Annotated in this window: 15 protein-coding genes; 5 read left to right on the top strand and 10 right to left on the bottom strand. The window is 73.2% G+C overall.

Annotated elements, in window-relative coordinates; all coding sequences use genetic code 11:
- Nucleotides 1-7: 7 nt before the first annotated feature.
- From Dfulv_RS03450 to Dfulv_RS03460, 3 genes are read right to left on the bottom strand one after another with little or no spacing between them, the layout of a single operon-like run.
- Nucleotides 8-1144: an ArsA family ATPase gene (locus Dfulv_RS03450; RefSeq protein ID WP_259861158.1), complete on the bottom strand. Its 1137-nt coding sequence runs from the start codon at nt 1142-1144 to the stop codon at nt 8-10.
- A 16-nt stretch (nt 1145-1160) separates the two neighbouring features.
- Entirely contained in the window at nt 1161-2165 is a 1005-nt protein-coding gene (locus Dfulv_RS03455) for an ArsA-related P-loop ATPase (protein WP_259861160.1), read from the bottom strand.
- Nucleotides 2166-2196: 31 nt separating this feature from the next.
- Nucleotides 2197-3099: an Rv0361 family membrane protein gene (locus Dfulv_RS03460; RefSeq protein WP_259869886.1), complete on the bottom strand. Its 903-nt coding sequence runs from the start codon at nt 3097-3099 to the stop codon at nt 2197-2199.
- 143 nt (nt 3100-3242) lie between these two features.
- Here Dfulv_RS03460 and Dfulv_RS03465 point away from each other — a divergent pair, with 143 nt between their 5' ends.
- The 5 genes from Dfulv_RS03465 to Dfulv_RS03485 all read left to right on the top strand — a co-directional run bounded on the left by Dfulv_RS03465 (nt 3243) and on the right by Dfulv_RS03485 (nt 10018).
- The gene (locus Dfulv_RS03465) at nt 3243-3401 is read left to right on the top strand and encodes a hypothetical protein (protein ID WP_190251269.1); all 159 of its coding nucleotides are present in this window, start codon (nt 3243-3245) and stop codon (nt 3399-3401) included.
- Nucleotide 3402: 1 nt separating this feature from the next.
- Nucleotides 3403-3861 carry a RidA family protein gene (locus Dfulv_RS03470; protein ID WP_259861161.1) on the top strand — a complete coding sequence of 153 codons (459 nt, stop codon included), beginning with the start codon at nt 3403-3405 and terminating at the stop codon, nt 3859-3861.
- 88 nt (nt 3862-3949) lie between these two features.
- The gene (locus tag Dfulv_RS03475; protein WP_259861162.1) at nt 3950-4735 is read left to right on the top strand and encodes an MBL fold metallo-hydrolase; all 786 of its coding nucleotides are present in this window, start codon (nt 3950-3952) and stop codon (nt 4733-4735) included.
- Nucleotides 4736-4792: 57 nt separating this feature from the next.
- Nucleotides 4793-8425, top strand: a complete 3633-nt coding sequence (locus tag Dfulv_RS03480; protein WP_259861163.1) for an adenylate/guanylate cyclase domain-containing protein — start codon at nt 4793-4795, stop codon at nt 8423-8425.
- Nucleotides 8426-8461: 36 nt separating this feature from the next.
- Nucleotides 8462-10018 carry a serine/threonine-protein kinase gene (locus tag Dfulv_RS03485; protein WP_406567919.1) on the top strand — a complete coding sequence of 519 codons (1557 nt, stop codon included), beginning with the start codon at nt 8462-8464 and terminating at the stop codon, nt 10016-10018.
- A 7-nt stretch (nt 10019-10025) separates the two neighbouring features.
- Here Dfulv_RS03485 and Dfulv_RS03490 read toward each other — a convergent pair whose 3' ends face one another.
- The 7 genes from Dfulv_RS03490 to Dfulv_RS03520 are packed head-to-tail and all read right to left on the bottom strand — an operon-like array spanning nt 10026 to nt 19022.
- Entirely contained in the window at nt 10026-11186 is a 1161-nt protein-coding gene (locus Dfulv_RS03490) for an acyl-CoA dehydrogenase family protein (protein WP_259861164.1), read from the bottom strand.
- Nucleotides 11187-11201: 15 nt separating this feature from the next.
- Complete coding sequence (locus tag Dfulv_RS03495; RefSeq protein ID WP_259861165.1) at nt 11202-13223, bottom strand: acetyl/propionyl/methylcrotonyl-CoA carboxylase subunit alpha; 2022 nt, start codon at nt 13221-13223, stop codon at nt 11202-11204.
- A gap of 9 nt (nt 13224-13232) precedes the next feature.
- Nucleotides 13233-14810: an acyl-CoA carboxylase subunit beta gene (locus Dfulv_RS03500; RefSeq protein WP_259861166.1), complete on the bottom strand. Its 1578-nt coding sequence runs from the start codon at nt 14808-14810 to the stop codon at nt 13233-13235.
- Between the two features lie 3 nt (nt 14811-14813).
- On the bottom strand, nt 14814-15923 hold the full coding sequence (locus Dfulv_RS03505) for an acyl-CoA dehydrogenase family protein (RefSeq protein ID WP_259861167.1): 1110 nt from the start codon (nt 15921-15923) through the stop codon (nt 14814-14816).
- Nucleotides 15920-17593 (bottom strand): acyclic terpene utilization AtuA family protein, encoded by a 1674-nt coding sequence (locus Dfulv_RS03510; protein WP_259861168.1) that lies wholly within the window; start codon nt 17591-17593, stop codon nt 15920-15922. Before Dfulv_RS03510 ends, Dfulv_RS03505 begins: the two co-directional genes overlap by 4 nt.
- On the bottom strand, nt 17590-18411 hold the full coding sequence (locus Dfulv_RS03515; RefSeq protein ID WP_259861169.1) for a TIGR03084 family metal-binding protein: 822 nt from the start codon (nt 18409-18411) through the stop codon (nt 17590-17592). Before Dfulv_RS03515 ends, Dfulv_RS03510 begins: the two co-directional genes overlap by 4 nt.
- Nucleotides 18412-18425: 14 nt before the next feature.
- Nucleotides 18426-19022 (bottom strand): TetR/AcrR family transcriptional regulator, encoded by a 597-nt coding sequence (locus Dfulv_RS03520; protein WP_259861170.1) that lies wholly within the window; start codon nt 19020-19022, stop codon nt 18426-18428.
- Between the last annotated feature and the right edge of the window lie 254 nt (nt 19023-19276).

Here is a 19276-nt window from a genome sequence, read left to right on the forward strand (position 1 = left end):
GGGAGGGCTATTCGAACGTCGAACCGATAGCACGCAGCCCGTCGAGGTCATGGACGTCGGCGGGCTGCGCGGGGATCCGCACCACCGGCACACCCGGGTGGGCGTGCAGGAAGCGGCCGGCGACCTCCGCCTGCCGGTCGTGCAGCTCGGCGAGCTCGGCGTGGACCCGCAACACATCCGCCGTCGACGGGTGCCCGCCCACCTCGTCGAGCCGGGCCGCCGCAGCCCGCGCGTCGTCGGCGGACAGGTGCGGTGCCGCCACCGGAACGACCCGGTTGAGCACCAGCCCCGCCAGCGGCATCCGGTCGGCGGCGAGCCGTCCGGCGAAATACACCGCCTCGCGCACGGCGTCGGGCTCGGGCGCCGCCACCACCAGGAACGCGGTCTCGGGCGCCTGCAACACGCGATACGTCTGCTCGGCCCGCTCCCGGAAGCCGCCGAACATCGAGTCCAGCGCACCCACGAACCCGGACAGGTCGGAGAGCAGCTGCGCACCGAGGATCTTCGTGACGGTGCGGCTGAACAGCCCGAACGACGCGGAGACGAGGTTGAACACGCTGCGGCCGCCCGCGCGGGCCGGCGCCAGCAGCAGCCGCAGCATCTTGCCGTCGAGGAACCGCGACAGCCGGGCCGGCGCGTCGAGGAAGTCGAGCGCCGAGCGGGACGGCGGCGTGTCGACGACGATGAGGTCCCATTCGTCGCGCGCCCGCAGCTGACCCAGCTTCTCCATCGCCATGTATTCCTGCGTGCCGGAGAACGTCGAGCTCATCGCCTGGTAGAAGGGGTTGGCGAAGATCTCCTCGGCCTTCTTCGGGTCGGTGTGCGCGAGCACGACCTCGTCGAAGGTCCGCTTCATGTCGAGCATCATCGCGTGGAGCTCGGCCGAGTCCGGCTGCAGACCCTTGACCTGCCGGGGCGTGTTGTCGAGCTCGGTCAGGCCCAGCGCCTGGGCCAGCCGGCGGGCCGGGTCGATGGTCAGCACCACCGTGCGCCGCCCGTGCTCCTCGGCGGCCCGCAGCGCGAGCGCCGCCGCGGTTGTCGTCTTGCCGACACCGCCGGATCCGCAGCACACCACGATGCGGATCGCGCGGTCGGCGAGAATCTCGTCGACGTCCAGATCCGGGGCTGCCGCGTTCACTCGCACCTTGCGAGCGTATCCGCTACGGGCGCCCCGAAGCAGACGCACGTTCGTCAGCGCCTGTGAGCAACAGATCACCGAGATGGTCGAGCGCCTCCGGGGTGACCTCGGGCAGCAGCGGCAGCTCGACCAGCGGCCGGCCCAGGTGCTGCAGCTCGGCGCGCAGCGAGGCCTCGGCCGCGATCCGGGTCTGGTAGGCCTTCGCCTCGCCGACGAGCCCCGCGAGCGTCTCCTTGTCGGGGGAGAGCCCGGCGGCGGTCAGCCCCTTGCGCAGATCGGCCTGCGTCAGCCGGGCGCCCGCCAGCACGGCCGGCCGGGTCGCGTTGACGATGACGGTCCCGATGGGAATGCCCAGCCTCGTCAGCTCGTCGATGGCGTCGGTGGTCTCCTGGACCGGCATCTCCTCCAGGAGGGTGACCACGTGCACCGCGGTCATCGGTGAGCGCAGGATCGCCGCCACGCCCTCACTCTGCGTCTTGATCGGGCCGACCTTGGCCAGTCGCGCGGTCTCGGCCGTGACGTTGAGGAACCGGCCCACCCGCCCGGTCGGCGGCGCGTCCAGCACGACCGCGTCGTAGACCCGGCGGCCGTCGGCCGTGCGCGTCACCGCCTCCTTGATCTTGCCGGTGAGCAGTACGTCACGCAGGCCCGGTGCGATCGTGGTGGCGAAGTCCACAGCGCCGATCTTGCGCAGGGCCCGGCCGGCGACGCCCAGCCGGTAGAACATCTCGAGGTACTCGAGCAGGGCCTCCTCGACGTCGACGGCCAGGGCCCGCAGCTCACCGCCGCCGCGCGCCGTGGCGATGCGCATCTCCCGGTAGGGCAGCGGGTCGCGCTCGAACAGCTGGGCGATGCCCTGCCGCGCCTCGACCTCGACGAGGAGGGTGCGCTTGCCGTCCCGGGCCAGGGCGAGTGCCAGCGCGGCGGCGACCGTCGTCTTGCCGGTGCCGCCCTTCCCGGTGACCACATGCAGACGGGCAGGCCAGCCGTAGCTGCCCCGCCCGTCTGAGGACTCGCGTGACGTCACGCTTCCGACGCTACCCGACGCCGGTTGTGGATCACGCCGCCGTGATCTCGCACACCCACCAGCCGTTGTCGTTCGTCGCGAGGAACTTGTACTTCATCTCCGCGACCTTCTCGTCACTCGTCGCAACCTTGACCGGCACGATGAGCGTCGCGGAGTTGTTCTCCTGCTTGTCGACGGTCGGCGTCGGCCAGGTGTAGGTCGGGCTGCTCAGACCGGCGTCGTACTTGCGGATGTCGTCGACCCGCTGGGCCAGCTTGTCCTTGTTGCGCGACGACCCGCAGACGAACTTGAGCGCCTCGTCGGTGTTCTTGTCCTTGTAGACGGCCTTGAGGAAGCCGTTGACCGCCTCGACGGCGCTGGACTGGCCCTTGCCCTGGTTGCCCTGGACCACGAAGTAGGCCGCGGCACCACCACCGCCGCACAGCACGAGGACGACGGCGAGCACGATCAGCGTGATCGTCAGGCCCCGCTTTTTCGGCGGTGGGGGCATCGGCTGGTATCCCGGGAAGCCCGACGTCGGTGCCGGCGGGCCGGAGAACGGCGGCACGACCCCGGTCTGCATCGGCCCGGTGGGGAACTGGCCGGTCGGCGGCGGCGGGAACTGGCTCGTCGGCGGGCCGAAGTGCCCCGTGGGCGGCGGCCCGGCCGGGAAGGGACCGGTCGGCGGCGGCGCATGTGGCGGCTGGTTCGGGTCCGGGTATGGCTGTCCCGGCTGTCCGACCTGGTAGAACGGCTGGCCGGAGGTCGGCGGCGCCGAGGTCGGGGGCGCCGAGGTCGGGGGCGCCGAGGTCGGGGGCATGAAGGGGTCCTGCACCGGCGGGGGCGGCCAACCCTGCCCAGGCGGGGCCTGCGGCGGCTGACCGGGCGTGGCGTAGGGATCGCCCGGCTGGCCTTGATACTCCGGCTGACCCGGGTACTGGGGCGGTTGCGTCATCTCTCCCACCTCTGTGCGACGCCTCGATGCCCGCCTCTGTGCGGCGGCGGCCCTCACAGTAGCGGCCCGGGGCACGTTACGGGGGACACCGATATCAGGCTGTGCCCACCGGCCGCCACCCCACCGAACGCTACTGTCGCCACATGCAGAAATGGGAGTACCTGACCGCACCGCTGCTGGTTCACAACACCAAGATGATCCTGGACAACTTCGGCGAGGAGGGCTGGGAGCTCGTGGCGATCGTGCCCGGCCCCAACCCGGAGAACCTCGTCGCGTATTTCAAGCGGCCGAAGGCGGGCTGACATGGCCGACGTCTACGCCCGGCTCGAGGAGCTCGGGCTGCGGATCCCGCCGGTCGTGCCGCCGGTCGCCGCCTACGTGCCGGCCGTGCAGACCGGCAACCACGTCTACGTCTCCGGCCAGTTGCCCCTCGTCGACGGCAAGCTGCCCGCCACCGGGCTCGTCGGCGCCGACGTCACCCCCGAGCAGGCGAAGGACCTCGCCCGCCAGGCCGCGATCAACGTGCTCGCCGCCGTCGAGTCGCTGGTCGGGCTGGACCGTGTGGTCAAGATCGTCAAGATCGTCGGATTCGTCGCCTCGGCGCCCGGGTTCACCGGCCAGCCGGGTGTCGTCAACGGTGCCAGCGAGCTGTTCGGCGAGGTCTTCGGCGAGGCCGGCAAGCACGCCCGCAGTGCCGTGGGCGTCTCCGCGCTGCCGCTCGACACGCCCGTCGAGATCGAGGCCATCGTCGAGATCGCCTGATGGTGTCACCCGGCCGGCCGATGCGGGGTGACTCCCATGGCCGGTCGGGTGACGTGTCGGAGGAACCGGCCCGCCGTACGATCACATCGTGGTAAGCCACGTCACCGTCCCGGCCGCCCAGGTCCTCACGACGTTGCCCGACTGGGTGACGCTCGTCCGCGCGCCCAATCCCGGGCCGATGACGCTCGACGGCACCAACACCTGGCTGGTGCGCGCCCCCGGTGGCGGGTCCGTCGTGATCGACCCGGGCCCGCTCGACGAGGGGCACCTGCGTGCGGTGGCCGACCATGCTCCGGTCGCGGCGATCCTCGTGACCCACGGCCATGAGGACCACACGGAAGGTGTCGTCCGGCTGGCGGAGTTGACCGGGGCGCCGGTCCACGGGGCTCCGGTGCGGGAGAACGTCGACGTCGACGGGGTCCACGTCGAGTCGCTCGCCACGCCGGGGCACACCAAGGACTCCGTCTGCTTCGTCGTGCGGTACCGCGGCGAAGAGATCGTGCTGACCGGGGACACCATCCTCGGCCGGGGCACCACCGTGGTGGCCTGGCCGGACGGGGACCTCGGCGACTATCTCGACAGCCTCGGCCGGCTGGCGGCGTTCGACGGCCGCCCGGCGCTGCCCGGCCACGGCCCCGCGCTGACCGACACCGCCGTCGCCGCCCGCTTCTACCACCGGCACCGTGAGGCGCGGCTGGCCCAGGTGCGCGAGGCCCTCGACGCCGGGGCGGCCGACGCCGCCGAGGTGGTCGCCCGCGTGTACGCCGACGTGGACCGCAGCCTGTGGCCCGCCGCCGAGTGGTCGGTCCGCGCACAACTTGCCTACCTGAGGCGGGAATCACACCTACCTCCGGACGGGTTGGACGCAACGTGACCGGCGTGACCGGTCCGGGGCGCGCTGGAGGGGCCGGAGCGCAGCGGAGGTGACGACGTGACTTGCTCGGTGTGTGGGACCGTCGCCGTGCCCGGCGCGCGGTTCTGCCACCATTGCGGCTCCGCGTTGCCGGCCGCCGCCACCCTCCCGGCGGCCGAGCGGCGGATCGTCACCGTCCTCTTCGGCGACCTGTCCGACTTCACCGCCTGGTCGGAGGATCTCGACCCGGAGCGGGTCGGCGCCGTCACCGACCGGGTCCTCGCCGCGCTCGCCGGCGCCGTCAAGACGTTCGGCGGCCACGTCGACAAGCTCACCGGCGACGGGATCATGGCCGTGTTCGGAGCGCCGGTCGCCCACGAGGACGACGCCGAGCGCGCGGTCCGCGCCGCCCTGTCGATGCAGCGCGCCGTGCGGCGCGTGCTCGACGACGAGCGCGGCGGCGGTGCCCCGCTCGGCCTGCGCATCGGCCTGAACACGGGCACGGTCGTGGCCGGCGTGCAGGCCGGTATCGAGTACACGGTGATCGGCGACACCGTGAACACCGCCGCCCGGCTGGCCGACGCGGCGGCGATCGGCGCGGTCTACGCCGGTGACCGCACGTCCTCCTCCACCCGCCGCCTCGCCTCCTGGCGGGCGCTGCGCCCCTTGCGGCTCAAGGGCAAGCGTGAGCCGGTCGAGGCGTTCGAACTGCTCGGCCTGCTCGACGCGCCCGGCACCCGGTCGGGCCTCGGTGATGAGGCGCCGTTCGTGGGCCGCGAGGCGGAGTTGGGCCGGGTCTCGGGCCGACTCGCCGAGATCGCCGACCGGCAGGAGCCGCGCGTCCTGGTCTTCACCGGTGAGGCCGGGCTCGGCAAGACCCGGTTCGCGGGCGAGATCGAGCGGTTCGCCGCGGGCTACCTCGGCGGGGCGGGATACACGCCCAGCGCCGGCTTCGCGCCCGGTGGCGGCGCCCGCGTGCTGTCCGTGCACTGCGCCGCGTTCGGCGAACGGCGCCGCCTCGCCCCGCTCGCCGACCTGGTCCGCGGCGCGATCGGCCTGCCGCCCGACGTCGGCGTCCTCACCCGTGAGGCGGTCGAGGAGCGGCTGCGCCGCCTCGCGCAGCGGCTCGCCCGCGCCGCCCGCGGCCGGCCCGAGCCGCCGAGGTTCGCCAGCGACCTGCTGCTCAGCCTGATCGGCCTCAGCGAGGCCGTCGGCGACACCGCCTGGGTCGCACCCGGCGGGAAACCCGACGAGCTCGACCTGGACGCCATCCCCAACGCGGTCGCCGAGCTGCTGTCCGGCCTGGCCGCGGAGACGCCGCTCGTCGTCATCGTCGACGACTCGCACGACGCCACGCCCGAGACCCTCGACGCGCTCGGCGCCACCATCGAGCGGCTCACCGGTCCGGTGCTCATCGTGCTGCTCGGCCGGCCGGAGCTGGTCCGCTCCGCCGGCGTGCTGACCCGCATCGCCGACGCCGAGGTCGTGCCGGTCCCGCCGCTGCGCGGCGCCGACGCGGCCCGCCTGCTCAGCGCCTACCTGGGCGGCGGCCGGCTGGCCCCGCCCGACGAGGACCGGCTGCTGGCCACCGCGCAGGGCAACCCGTTCTACCTCGCCGAGCTGGTCACGCTGCTCCAGGAGCGCGGCGCGCTGACCACCGTGGCCGGCGGCGAGCCGCCCGGCTGGCGGCTGACACCCGGCTCGCTCGGCGGCCGCCTGCTCTCCCGCGACCTCGCCGCCGTCCTCGCCGCCCGTATCGACGCGCTGCCCGCCGACACGCGTGCGGTCCTGCGCGACGCGGCCGTCATCGGCGACAACGTGCCCGCCCGGGCACTGGAGGCACTGCGGTTCAACCCGCCCGGCCAGCCGACCCGGCCCGCCGTGGTCGCCGCCGTCGAGCTCGAGCGCGCCGTCGAGGAACTGCTCCAGCGCCGCATGCTGCGCCGCGGCCGGGGCGGGTTCGCGTTCGCCACGCCGCTGCTGCGCGAGGCCGCCTACGCCGGGATCGGCAAGGCCGACCTCGCCGAGCGGCACGCGGCGCTGTCCCGGTGGGCGGCCGCCGCCGTGGCGAACCACCTGACCGCCGGCGGGACCGGCAACGTCCCCGGGCTCAACATGACGCTCGGCGCCGCCGACGCCTTCATCGCCGAGCACGCCGAGCGGGCCGCCCAGCTCGCCGACGTGGTCGGCCTGCGCCCCGACTCCCTCGCCCGCTCGGCCGGGCCGCTCGGCGTGCAGGCACTGGCCCGGACCGCCCGGGCCGCTCTCGCGACCGGCGAGCCGGCACAGGCCGCGCAGGCCTCCGAGCGCGCCGCGAAGCTCGCCGGCGGCGCCCTGGTGGCCGCCGACCGGCTCGTCCACGCCCGCGCGTTGCTGCAGCTCGGCCGCGCGGCCGAGGCGCTCGCCGACGCGGAGAAGATCACCGCCAACGCCGGGGACGACACGGTGGTACGGGTGGGAGCCCTCCTCGTCGCCGGGCGCGCCTACCGGGCGACCGGCGACCACCGGCGCAGCTACCAGACGCTGACCGAGGCCCTGGCCACGGCGACCGAGACCGGGCTGGCCTACGAGCGCGGCGACGCGATGCGGCGGCTCGGCATGGCCGACTTCCTCGAAGGCCGGCTGGCCGAGGCGGGCGGGCGGTTCGCCGAGTCGTTCCAGATCGCGGTGACCGCCGGGGACCGGCGGGCCCAGGCGTGGTCGTTGCAGCATCTGGCCTGGGTGACCACCACCCGCGGTGACTTCACCGGGGCCGACGCCGCGCTCGGGCGGGCCGCCCGCCGCTTCGCCGAGCTCGGCGACCCGGTCGGCCGGGCGTGGCTGCGGGGCACCACGGCGTTCGTGCGGCTGCTCGCCGGTCGGCTCGGCGAGGCCCGCCGGCTGGCCAAGGCCTTCCTGCCCTTCGGCGAGCGGGTCGGCGACGCGTGGGCGGTCGGCACGCTGCGGGCCGTCGAGGCGTTCGCCGCGGCCGAGAGCGGCGACCTGGCCGAGGCCGACCGGGAGGCGCGCCGCGCGTACCGCGACTTCGCCGCCGCGGGCGACGACTGGGGCCGCGGGCTCGCGCTCGTCGTCCGCGGCGTGGTCGCGCGCGGGCTCAACGAGCTCAACCACGCCTACGACCTGCTCTCCGACGCCACCGAATACGGCGAGAAGACCGGCCACCCGCTGCTCATCGGCATGTCGCGGACGATTCGCGGCTTCGTCAGCCTCGACCGGGACGACGCGGTGGCGGCCGAGGCCGACGCCCGGGCGGTCCTCCAGGTCGTCGAGACCCACGACGTGCTCGAGGCGGCCAAGGTCGGCCCACGGGTGCTGTTCGGCCTGGCCCGGCAGGCCCAGGGCGACCTGCCGGCGGCGCTCGAGGTGCTCGGCTGCGTGGCCGCCGACCGGCCGGGGCCGTCGGTGATCTTCTCCCGCCGGCACGCGGTGGCGGCCTACGCGTCGGCGCTGCTGGCCGCCGGGCGCCACGCGGAGGCCCTCGACTGGGCCCGGCAGGCGCAGACCCTGGCTGGTGAGGACGTCCGCAGCCGGGTCTATGCGGCGGGTGTACTGGCTGAGGCGCTCACGGCGAACGGCCGGTGTGACGAGGCCGAGGCGGTGCGCTCCGCCGCCGACACCGTGCCGGTCGCCGACCTGCCGTCTCCGGCCCTGGCCGGACCGCGCGCACCGGTGGCCGCCGAGGTGCCCTCGTCGGCTGTGGCCGATGCGTGACGGAGATTGTCGGACCCCTGTCGTACCGTTCTAGCCGTGACCGCATCGCCTCCGCCACCCATGGTCCCCGGACTGACCGGGCTCAGTGTGCTGGCCCGGGGCGGCTATGCCACCGTCTACCGGGCCGAACAGGAGTCCGTCGGGCGTGGCGTCGCGGTCAAGGTGGAGAACCGCACCCTGGAGACCGAGCGCGACCGGCGCCGGTTCCTGCGCGAGGCCCGGGCCGCCGGCCGGATGTCCAGCCACCCGCACGTCGTCGACCTGTTCGACGCCGGCGTGACCAGCGGCGGCCACCCCTATCTGATCATGGAGCTCTGCGACGGCTCCTATGCCGAGCGCATGCGCAACGCCCCGCTGAGCGTCGCCGAGGCGCGTGACGTCGGGTTCAAGATCGCCGACGCGCTGGCCGACGCGCACTCCCTCGGCGTGCTGCACCGTGACGTCAAGCCGGCCAACATCCTGTTCAGCCGGTTCGGCGAGCCGGCGCTCGCCGACTTCGGCCTGGCCATCCTCGCCGAGTGGCGCGACGTGTCGATCACACTCGACGTGCTCACCCCGGCCTATGCGCCACCGGAGACGTTCCGGCACGCCCCGCCGGCGGCGTCGGCCGACGTCTACGCGCTCTGTGCGACGCTCTATGCGCTGATGCGGGGCCGCCCACCCCGGTGGCGCGAGGATCAGATGCCCAGCCTGCTGTCGCTCGTCGACATGTTCAACGAGCACATCCCCGACCTGCCCGGCTGCCCCGACGACCTGATGGCGATCCTGCGTGCCGGCATGTCCAACGACGAGTCGGCCCGCCCGACCGCCATCGAGCTGCGCGACCAGCTGATCGGTCTGCGACTCGAGCCGGTGCCGCAGGTTGTCGTGCCGCCGCTGGGCTCGCCACCGATCGAGCCCGTCTACACCTCGCCGCCGTCCCCGCCGCCCGCTCCCGGCCGCCTGCTGGCCTCGCCGTTCCTGGTCGGCGCCGACCCGGAGCAGACCGTGGCCCACGGCCCCGCCGGGTCGCGCAGCGCCGCAGTGCCCGGCGACGTCCACGGCGGGACGCCGGTGGCGCCGCCGGCCGATCCCTTCGCCGGGCCCGTGGACAAGGCGCCGGTCAACCGCAGAGGGCTGGCCCTGGTCGTCACCGGCGCCGTGCTCGTCGTCGCGATGCTGGTCGCGGTCGGCATCGCCTACGGGTTGAACCGGGACACCCCGGCGCCCACGCAGTCGCAGTCGGCGACACCCGTTCCACCGACCAGCGGGTGCGGACCAACCGCGCCGCAGACCGCCCGCTGCGCCGACGTCGTCGAGTGCTACGACGCCGACCTGCGGCCGGTCGGCTGCGGCGGCCGGCACACCTGGGAGGTCTTCGCCTACGGAGAGCTCCAGGCCGGCAGCAAGGTCCGGAAGCGTGAGGACTCGCCGGTGGTCCGCGAGGTCTGCGCCCTGCCGACCCTGATCTCCGTCGACATCCGCGCCGCGAACTGGCAGATCGAGGTGCTCCTGCCCAGCCTGGCCGACCAGCAGGCCGGGCCCACGACGTTCCGCTGCCTGGCGGGCCGCGGCAAGAGCGCCCTCGACGGTCAGCAACTGCGCAAGAAGTAGCCCGGGGTCAGTAGGACTTCTCCTGGCCCAGCAGGTGCTGCGCCACGAAGTTGAGGATCATCTCCCGCGACACCGGCGCGATGCGGCCGGCCCGGACCGCGCCGAGCAGTGTCGCCACGCCGTATTCGGTGGTCATGCCGTTGCCGCCCAGCGCCTGGATCGCGGTGTCCACGGCCAGCGCCGCCGCGTCCGCCGCCGCGTACTTCGCCATGTTCGCCGCCACACCCGCCTCGAGGTCGCGGCCGGCGTCGTAGAGGGCGGCCGCCTTCGCCACCATCAGCCGGGCCAGCTCCACCTGGATGTGGGCGTGCGCGAGCGGGTGAGCGACGCCCTGATGGCTGCCGACCGGCCGGCCCCACACCGAACGGGTCGCGGTGTATGCCGAGGCGCGCTCCAGCGCGTACCGCGCGATGCCGCACCCCATCGCGGCCACCGTGATGCGCTCCGGGTTCAGGCCGGAGAACAGCGCCGGCAGTCCCGCCTCGACGTCGCCGCCGATGAGCGCGCCGGCCGGCACCCGCACGTCGTCGAGGAACAGCAGGAACTGGTTCTCCGGGGAGACGATCTCCATGTCCAGCTTCGACGCTGTCAGGCCGGGCGCGTCCGTGGGCACGAGGAACAGGGCCGGCTTGAGCTTGCCGGTCCGCGCGTCCTCCAGGCGGGCGACCACGACGATCTGGGCGCACTCGTCGACACCCGAGATGTAGACCTTGCGGCCGTTGAGGACGTAGCCGTCGTCGGTCCGGCGGGCCACGGTCGCGAGCTTGTGGAAGTTGGAGCCCGCGTCCGGCTCGGTGATCGCGAAGCACACCTTCAGCGAGCCGTCGGCGAACCCGGGCAGCAGCGACGCACGCTGGTCGGGGGTGCCGTGGCGGTTCACGATCGTCGCGGCGATCGCGGGGGAGACCACCAGCAACAGCAGCGGAGCGCCGGCGGCGGCCAGCTCCTCGCAGACGATCGCGAGTTCGGTGATGCCGCCGCCACCGCCGCCGAACTCCTCCGGCACGCTGACGCCGAGGTAGCCCAGCCGGCCGGCCTCCTCCCACAACTCGTCGGAGTGCTCGCCGGCCTTGGCCTTGCGCACGAAGTACTCGTGGCCGTACCGCTTGCCGAGTTTGGCCACGGCGTCGCGGAGGTCCTGTTGTTCGGGGGTGAGATCGAAGTCCATGAGGGGAGGACCTTTCTATGGAGGCGTCAGTACCGCCAGCAGGGCACCCGACTCGACCTGCGAGCCGGCCGCGACCCGCAGGTCGCTGATGACGCCGTCGGTGGGGGCGTGCACGGGGTGTTCGAGCTTCATCGCCTCCACGGTCAGCAGCAGCTCGCCGGCGGCGACCCGCTGACCGGGCGCGACGAGGACGCGGCCGACCGCGCCGGGCAGCGGCGCGATCAGGGAGCCTTCGGGCTGCTCGGCGCCGGGCAGCGGGTACCGCGGCAGTTCGGTCAGCGTCACCGAGCCCTCGGGGCTGTCGACGAACGACACCCCGTCGACCTCGTGCACCCCGAACTGGAGCCGGACCCCGGCGACGTCGAGCACGACCCGGTCGCCGGTCGCGGAGAGGATCGCCACCGGTGGGTGGTCGGGCGCGCCCGCGGGGTCGAGGGCGGCGCCGGGGAGCCCGATGTCCTCGGGGTCGATCCGGCGGACCGCCCAGGCGGCGAGGTCGTTGGACCGGTCCAGCCGGTAGCCCACCTCGATCGTGCCGGTCGGCCCCTCGTACACCACCGTTTGCAGCACGCTGGGAACGTTGCGCCAGCCGGACGGCAGGCCGGGCAGGAGGGCGCTCTTGGCCCGCCGGGCGGCGCCGGCCAGCGCGGCCGCGAGGCACGACAGCCGGACCGCGTCGACCGACGAGAGCAGCGGCGCGAAGACCTCGGGGTGGCGGTCCAGGAAGGCGGTGTCGGTGCCGCCGGACAGGAACGCGGCGTGCCGCAGCACCCGCACCAGCAGGTCGCGATTGGTCGTCACGCCGTGGATCCGGGCCCGCGCGAGCGCGTTGGAGAGCATGCGTGCCGCCTCGGCCCGTGTCGGCGCCCAGGCGATCACCTTGGCGAGCATCGGGTCGTAGTGCACGCCGATGACCGAGCCGTCGGCGACACCCGAGTCGAGCCGCAGGCCGGGCGTCGGCATCGGGCCGAAGGTGTGGCCCACGCCCGGCACGTCGAAGCGGTGCAGGGTGCCGGTCGACGGCATCCACGCGTACGCCGGATCCTCAGCGTAGAGGCGTACCTCGATCGCGTGGCCCCGCAGCGGCGGCGGGCCGCTGAACGGCAGCGTCGCGCCCTCGGCGACGGCGAGCTGCAGTCGCACGATGTCGACGCCGACCACGCACTCGGTGACCGGGTGCTCGACCTGCAGGCGGGTGTTCATCTCCAGGAAGAAGAACTCGCCGGACGGCGCGAGCAGGAACTCGACCGTGCCGGCGCCGACATAGGAGACCGCCCGGGCGGCCGCGATCGCCGCCTCGCAGAGCTTCTCGCGCAGCTGCGCGTCGACCGCCGGGGACGGCGTCTCTTCGACGATCTTCTGGTGGCGGCGCTGGATCGAGCACTCGCGCTCGCCCAGAGGCACGACGTTGCCGTGCGAGTCCGCCATGATCTGGACCTCGATGTGGCGGGCGCGTTCGACGTACCGCTCGCAGAAGACGGTCCCGTCCCCGAACGCCGACGCAGCCTCACGACGGGCCGCGGCCACCGCCTCGGCCAGCGTCTCGCGGTCGCGGACCACCCGCATACCCCGGCCACCGCCGCCCGCGGACGCCTTGACCAGCACGGGGAACGTGTCGACCTGCTCGGGCTCGACCGCGGTCGGCAGCATCGGCACGCCCGCCTCGGCCAGCAGCGCCTTCGCCTCCAGCTTCGAGCCCATCATCGCGATGGCCTTCGGCGACGGCCCGACCCAGGTCAGCCCGGCGTCGATCACGGCGCGGGCGAAGTCGGCGTTCTCCGACAGGAAGCCGTAGCCGGGGTGGACCGCGTCGGCGCCGCACTTGCGGGCGGCCGCGATGAGCAGGTCGCCGCGCAGGTACGTCGCGCTCGGCGCGCTGCCGGGCAGGTGTACGGCGTAGTCGGCCTCGGCGACGTGCGGCGAGTCGGCATCCGCGTCGGAGTAGACGGCGACGGTCTCGACACCCATGGCGCGGCAGGTGGCGAACACCCGGCGTGCGATCTCGCCGCGGTTGGCGACAAGCAGCCTGCGAATCACGTTGTACCCCTAGTGTCGGAAGACGCCGAAGTGTGCCGGATCGCCGGCGCCGACGAGCGCCAGGCACATGCCGAGAACGGTGCGGGTGTCGCGGGGGTCGATCACGCCGTCGTCGTAGAGGCGGCCCGACAGGAACAGCGCCGCCGACTCCTGCTCGACCTTGTGCTCGACCATGAACCGCATCGTGCGGTCCTGCTCCTCGTCGTACGCGTGGCCCTTGGCCTCGGCGGCCTGCCGGGCCACGATCGACAGCACGCCGGCCAGCTGCTGCGGGCCCATCACCGCGGACTTGGCGTTGGGCCAGGTGAACAGGAACCGGGGCTCGAAGGCCCGCCCGCACATGCCGTAGTTGCCCGCGCCGTAGGAGGCGCCGATGTTGACCGTCAGATGCGGGACCCGCGAGTTGGCCACCGCGTTGATCATCAACGCGCCGTGCTTGATGATGCCGCCCTGCTCGTACTCGCTGCCGACCATGTAGCCGGTCGTGTTCTGCAGGAACAGCAACGGGGTCCCGCTCGCGTTCGCGAGCTGGATGAACTGCGCGGCCTTCTGCGCCTCCTGCGAGAACAGCACGCCGCGGACGTTGGCCAGCACGCCGACGCGGTGGCCGTGGATCGCTCCCCAGCCGGTGCACAGCGCGGTGCCGTAGGCCGGCTTGAACTCGTCGAACTCGCTGCCGTCGAGGATCCGCGCGAGGATCTCGCGGGGGTCGAACGGCACGCGCAGGTCCGCGGACGGGATGCCGAGGAGGTCGTCGACGTCGAACTTCGGCTCGGACCCGTATGTGCGGTTGGTGAACGGGGCGAAGTTCCGGATGCAGGAGCGGGCGAGCCGCAGCGCGTCCCGTTCGTCCTCGGCCACGAAGTCCGCGAGGCCGGAGCGGGTGGCGTGCATGACCGCGCCGCCGAGCGTCTCGTCGTCGACCGTCTCGCCGGTCGCCATCTTCACCAGCGGCGGCCCGGCCAGGAACACCTTGGCCCGGTCGCGCACGAAGATCGTGTAGTCGGACATGCCGGGGACATAGGCGCCGCCCGCCGTCGCGTTGCCGAAGACCACGGCGACCGTCGGGATCCGCGCCGCCGAGAGCCGGGTCAGGTCGCGGAACGCCGCGCCGCCCGGGATGAAGATCTCCGCCTGCTGGGGCAGGTCGGCGCCGCCGGACTCGACCAGGTTGACCATGGGGAGCCGGTTCTCGCGGGCGATCTGGTGGGCCCGCTGGGTCTTCTTCAGGGAGTACGGGTTGACGGCGCCGCCACGAACCGTCGGGTCGTTGGCGACGATGACACACGGCACGCCCTCGACGATGCCGATGCCGGTCACCACGCTCGCCCCGACCGGGTAGTCGGTGCCCCACGCCGCGACCGGGCACAGCTCCAGGAACGGCGCGTCCCGGTCGACCAGGAGCTCGATGCGCTCCCGGGGCAGGAGTTTGCCGCGCGCGTGATGGCGGGTCACGTACTTCTCGCCACCGCCGCCGCGCGCCTGCCGCAGGGCCGACTCCAGCTCGGTCAGCCGCTCGAGTATGGCCTCGCGGTTCTCCCGGTAGACCGGTCCCCGTGGGTCGAGGTTGCTCGTCAGGATCGGCATGCCTCAGACCCCCAACTGCTTCGCGATGATCTCGTTCATGATCTCCGTGGTCCCGCCCCCGATGCCCAGGATGCGGGCGTCGCGATAGTGACGCTCGACCTCGGCGTCGCGCAGGTAGCCGAGGCCGCCGTGCAGTTGCACGGCCTGGTCGACGACGTGGTCGCAGGCCAGTACGGCGGTGTTCTTCGCCATCGCCACCTGCGTAACGAGTCGCTCGCCGCTTGCGACACGCTGGGCGACGTGCCGGACGTACGTGCGGGCGGTGTCGACCTGCCGCGCCATCTCGGCGAGCCGGTGCCGGACCAGCTGGCGGCCGGCGAGGGGCCGGCCGAACGTGTGCCGGTCGCGGACCCAGGCGAGTGTGAGGTCGAGGCAGCGCTGCGCGGTGGCGTACGCCTGCACCGCCAACGAGATCCGCTCGGTGGCGAAGTGGGTCATCAGCTCGGCGAACCCGCCGACGCGGTGGCTCACCGGCACGCGGACGTCCACGTAGGACAGTTCCGCGGTGTCGGAGCAGTGCCACCCCATCTTGTCCAACGTTCGGGTGACGGTGAACCCGCCGTCGACGACAAGCAGCGCGAAGCCGTCACCGGTCTGCACGGCCGTGGTCGCGAAGTCGGCCCGGGCGCCGCTGGTGATGAACGTCTTCGTACCGTTCACGACGTAGTGGTCACCGTCGGTCGTCGCCTTGGTGCGGATGCCCGCCACGTCGGAGCCGCCGTCTGGCTCGGTGATCGCCAGGCAGCCGATCTTCTCGCCGGCGAGGGTCGGCCGCACGTACCGGTCGATGAGGTCCGCGTTGCCGCTGCCGACGATGTGCGGGAGCGCGATGCCGTGCGTGAACAGCGCCGCGACCAGCCCCGACGACCCGCCGGCCTGAATCAGCTCCTCGGTGATCACGACGGTGTCGATCAGGTCGCCGCCGGATCCGCCGACCTCCTCGGGAAAGCCGACGCCGAGCAGCCCGACCTGTGCGGCCTTGCGGTGCAGCTCGCGCGGCACCTCCCCGGCGTCCTCCCACGCCCGCAGCTGCGGCAGGACCTCCTTGGTGACGAACGCGCGGGTCAGCTCGCGCAGTCGCCGGCGCTCCTCCGTCACGAACAAATCCGTCATGGCAGCAGCTCACTCGGCAGATCGACGACCCGCGAACGCAGCCATTCGCCGAGCGCCTTGCCCTGCGGGTCGAACCGCGTGCTCGCCGCGACCCCCTCGCCGAGGATGCCGTGGACGACGAAGTTGACCGCGCGCAGGTTGGGCAGCTCGAACCGCTCCACCGTCAGGTCGCGGGTCTCCGGCAGCAGCGCCTTGAACTCATCGGTGCCGAATCCGCGCAGCCACGCGTAACCGGCGTCGTCGCGCGCCCAGACGCCGACGTTCGCGTCGCCGCCCTTGTCGCCCGAGCGCGCCCCGAACAGGGTCCCGAACGGCGCCCTTGTGGTGGGCCCCCGGTAGGACCCGGTCTCCGGCGATTTCGCCGGCGGCGGGTCAGCGGTCTTCGCCGGCGGCGTGATGGGACGGCGCGTGCCGTCCGGCAGCACCGCGACGTGTTCGACGGCCTCATGCGGTACGAACCGGGCCGAAAAAACGCCGAAGGGCGTGGCGTCGCCGGGCGGGCCGGTCAGCGTCAGGCCGGGGTACGAACTCAGCGCCAGCTCCACAGCCGCCTGCGAAAATGTGCGTCCGGCCCGCTTCGGGTCCTGGCTTTTGAGGTGTACGGCCAGCAGCGCGCTCGCCGCCTGCTCGTCCTCGGCGTCGGGGCGGTCGGTCCGCGCGAGGACGAACTCCAGCCCGTCGCCGCCGACAGCCGCCTCCAGTTGGTCGCGCACCAGCGCGGCCTTCTGCTCGATCTGCAGGCCGCAGAGGACAAACGTCATCGAGTTGCGGAAGCCGCCCAGCGTGTTGACACCCACCTTGAGCGTCGGCGGCGGAAGGCTGCCCCGCACACCCTGCACGAGCACCCGGTCCGGGCCGTCCGCACGCAGCTCGATGGTGTCGAAGTGCGTGACGACGTCCGGCCCGAGGTAGGCCGGCGCGCCGATCTCGTAGAGCAGCTGGGCGGTGACGGTCTCCACGGTGACCGCGCCGCCGGTGCCGGGGTGCTTGGTGATGACGGCGCTGCCGTCGGCGCGCAGCTCGGCGAGCGGGAAGCCCGGGCGGCGCCCGCCGTCCGGCAGCTCGGTGAAGAAGGCGAAGTTGCCGCCGGTCGCCTGGGCACCGCACTCCAGGATGTGTCCGGCCACCGTGGCGCCGGCGAGCGCGTCGAGGTCGTCGCGGGTCCAGCCGAAGTGCGCGACGGCCGGACCGACGACCAGGCTCGCGTCCGTGACCCGGCCGGTGACCACGATGTCGGCGCCTTCGGTGAGGCACTCCGCGATCCCGAAGGCGCCGAGGTAGGCGTTGGCGGTCAGCGGCGTGCCCAGGCCGAGCGCGGCGGCCCGCTCGGTGACGTCGTCACCTGTGACATATCCGACGCGGACGTGCAGGCCGAGCCTCTCGGCGAGCCGCTCGACGGCTTCCGCGAGGCCCGCCGGGTTGAGGCCGCCGGCGTTGGTGACCAGCTTCGTGCCGCGCTCCAGTGCGGTTCCCAGGACGCCCTCGAGCTGACGCAGGAACGTTTTCGCGTAGCCGGTGGCCGGGTCTTTCATCCGGTCGCGGCCGAGGATCAGCATGGTCAGCTCGGCGAGGTAGTCGCCGGTCAGGACGTCGAGCCGGCCGCCGTCGAGCATCTCGAGCCAGGCGCTCGCGCGGTCGCCGTAGAAGCCGGAGGCGTTGCCGATCCTCATCGCGCGGTCGCCTCCCCTTTCTGGGGCTCGCGCTTCTGCCCGGGCGGTCCGGCGAACGCCTGCGCCAGGGTCAGCCATTCCCCGGCCTCGTCCCCGGCGGCCTGGAGCGCGAGGTCGGCGGGGTTGCGGCGCTGGGTGACCAGCAGGCAGAAGTCGAGCACCGGGCCGGCGATGCGGTTCGGGGCGCCCTCGGGACCGTACGTCCACAGTGCCCCGTCCACCGTGGACAGCTCCACGCGGAACGGCTGCACCGGCGCGGGCCGGCCGTGGCTGGTGAAGCTGTGGCCGATGGTGCGGAAGCCGAGATGGGCCACGTGCCGCAGCCGGTCGGTCGGCAGGCGGTGGGCCCGGGCGAGCTCACTCTCGCCGGCGAACGTGTCGGCGATGTCCTGGCCGTGCGCCCAGGTCTCCATCATCCGGCCGGTGGCGCTGGACAGCGGCGACATGGCGGTGCCGAACCAGGGCAGCTTGCCGCCCGGCGGCACGGCGGCGAGCGCCGCGGCGAGCGCCGCCCGGCCCTCGCGCCACCGGTGCAGCAGCTCGTCGGGCGGGGCGAGCCCTTCGGCCGCCGCCCGGTCCACGAAGCCGTACGGGTCGTCGAGGGTCGTGCTCAACCGCTCCAGGAACTCCTGCGGATTCGTCGCCGCGCGGGTCGCGACCGAGTCGGTCCAGTGCAGGTGCGAGATCTGGTGGGCGACGGTCCAGCCGGGCGCCGGGGTCGGGCGGCTCCAGTCCTCGGTCGGCAGGGAGCTGACCAGCCGGTCCAGTGCCTCGGACTCGTCGTGCAGATCCGCCAGTACCTCGGACAGCGCCACCATGCGCGTCCCCTCCCTCAGATGATCGTGATGAGCTGTTGCTTCCAGGCGGCCAGCAGTTGGGCGCGGCGCGGACCGTCGTCGGTGAGCAGGTTGGCCACGCCGAGCCCGCGGAGCAGGTCGAGCGTGGCCTGCACCCCCTCGCGGACACCCGGCTTCGACTCGTCGGCGCCGAGCACGTCGACGGTGAGCCGGTGCATCTCCCGCCCGACGCGGGCCTCCAGCGGCACCAGCGCGTCGCGCAGCTCGGGGTCGGTGCGGGCGGCGACCCACACTTCCAGGGCGGCGACGAAGAGCGGGCCGGTGAACGCGTTCGCCAGCAGGTCGAGCACCTTGTCGACGCGCTCGTGGAGGTCACCGGTGAGCGTCGCGGCCTCGGTGCGGATCTCGTCGGCGCGCCGCTCGGCGAGGTGCTGCACGGCGGCGAGCACAAGGGCCGCCCGGGTGGGGTAGTGGTGCAGTTGGGCGCCGCGGGAGACGCCGGCCCGCTCGGCGATGACGGTGGTCGTGGCGCCGGACCAGCCGTAGCGGAACAGGCAGTCGACGGTGGCCTCAAGCAGGCGCTGCTGGGTGGCGCGGCTGCGCTCCTGCTGCGGCTCCCGGACGGCGGTCATGTGCTCAAGCTTGCGCTCGGGCAAAACAAACAGTCAAGACTGACTTTTTTGTGGGTACAAGCTGAGCCGTCCTGTCGGACAGCTCAAGGCTTGGGGTGTTTTCGGGGGTGATGACGGGGATTCCGAGCGCGGCGGGGACGAGCTCGGATCTCTACTGCTCAGGTGGTTCGTGCTCGGTTCTTCGCCGCTCGACCGGTTCGTCACCGTTCAGACGGTTCGTGCCTTTCCTCGGGTGTTGTTCTCCCGGCTTTGCT

Origin of the sequence: Dactylosporangium fulvum, assembly GCF_025137375.1 — a bacterium.
Taxonomy (GTDB): Bacteria; Actinomycetota; Actinomycetes; order Mycobacteriales; family Micromonosporaceae; genus Dactylosporangium; species Dactylosporangium fulvum.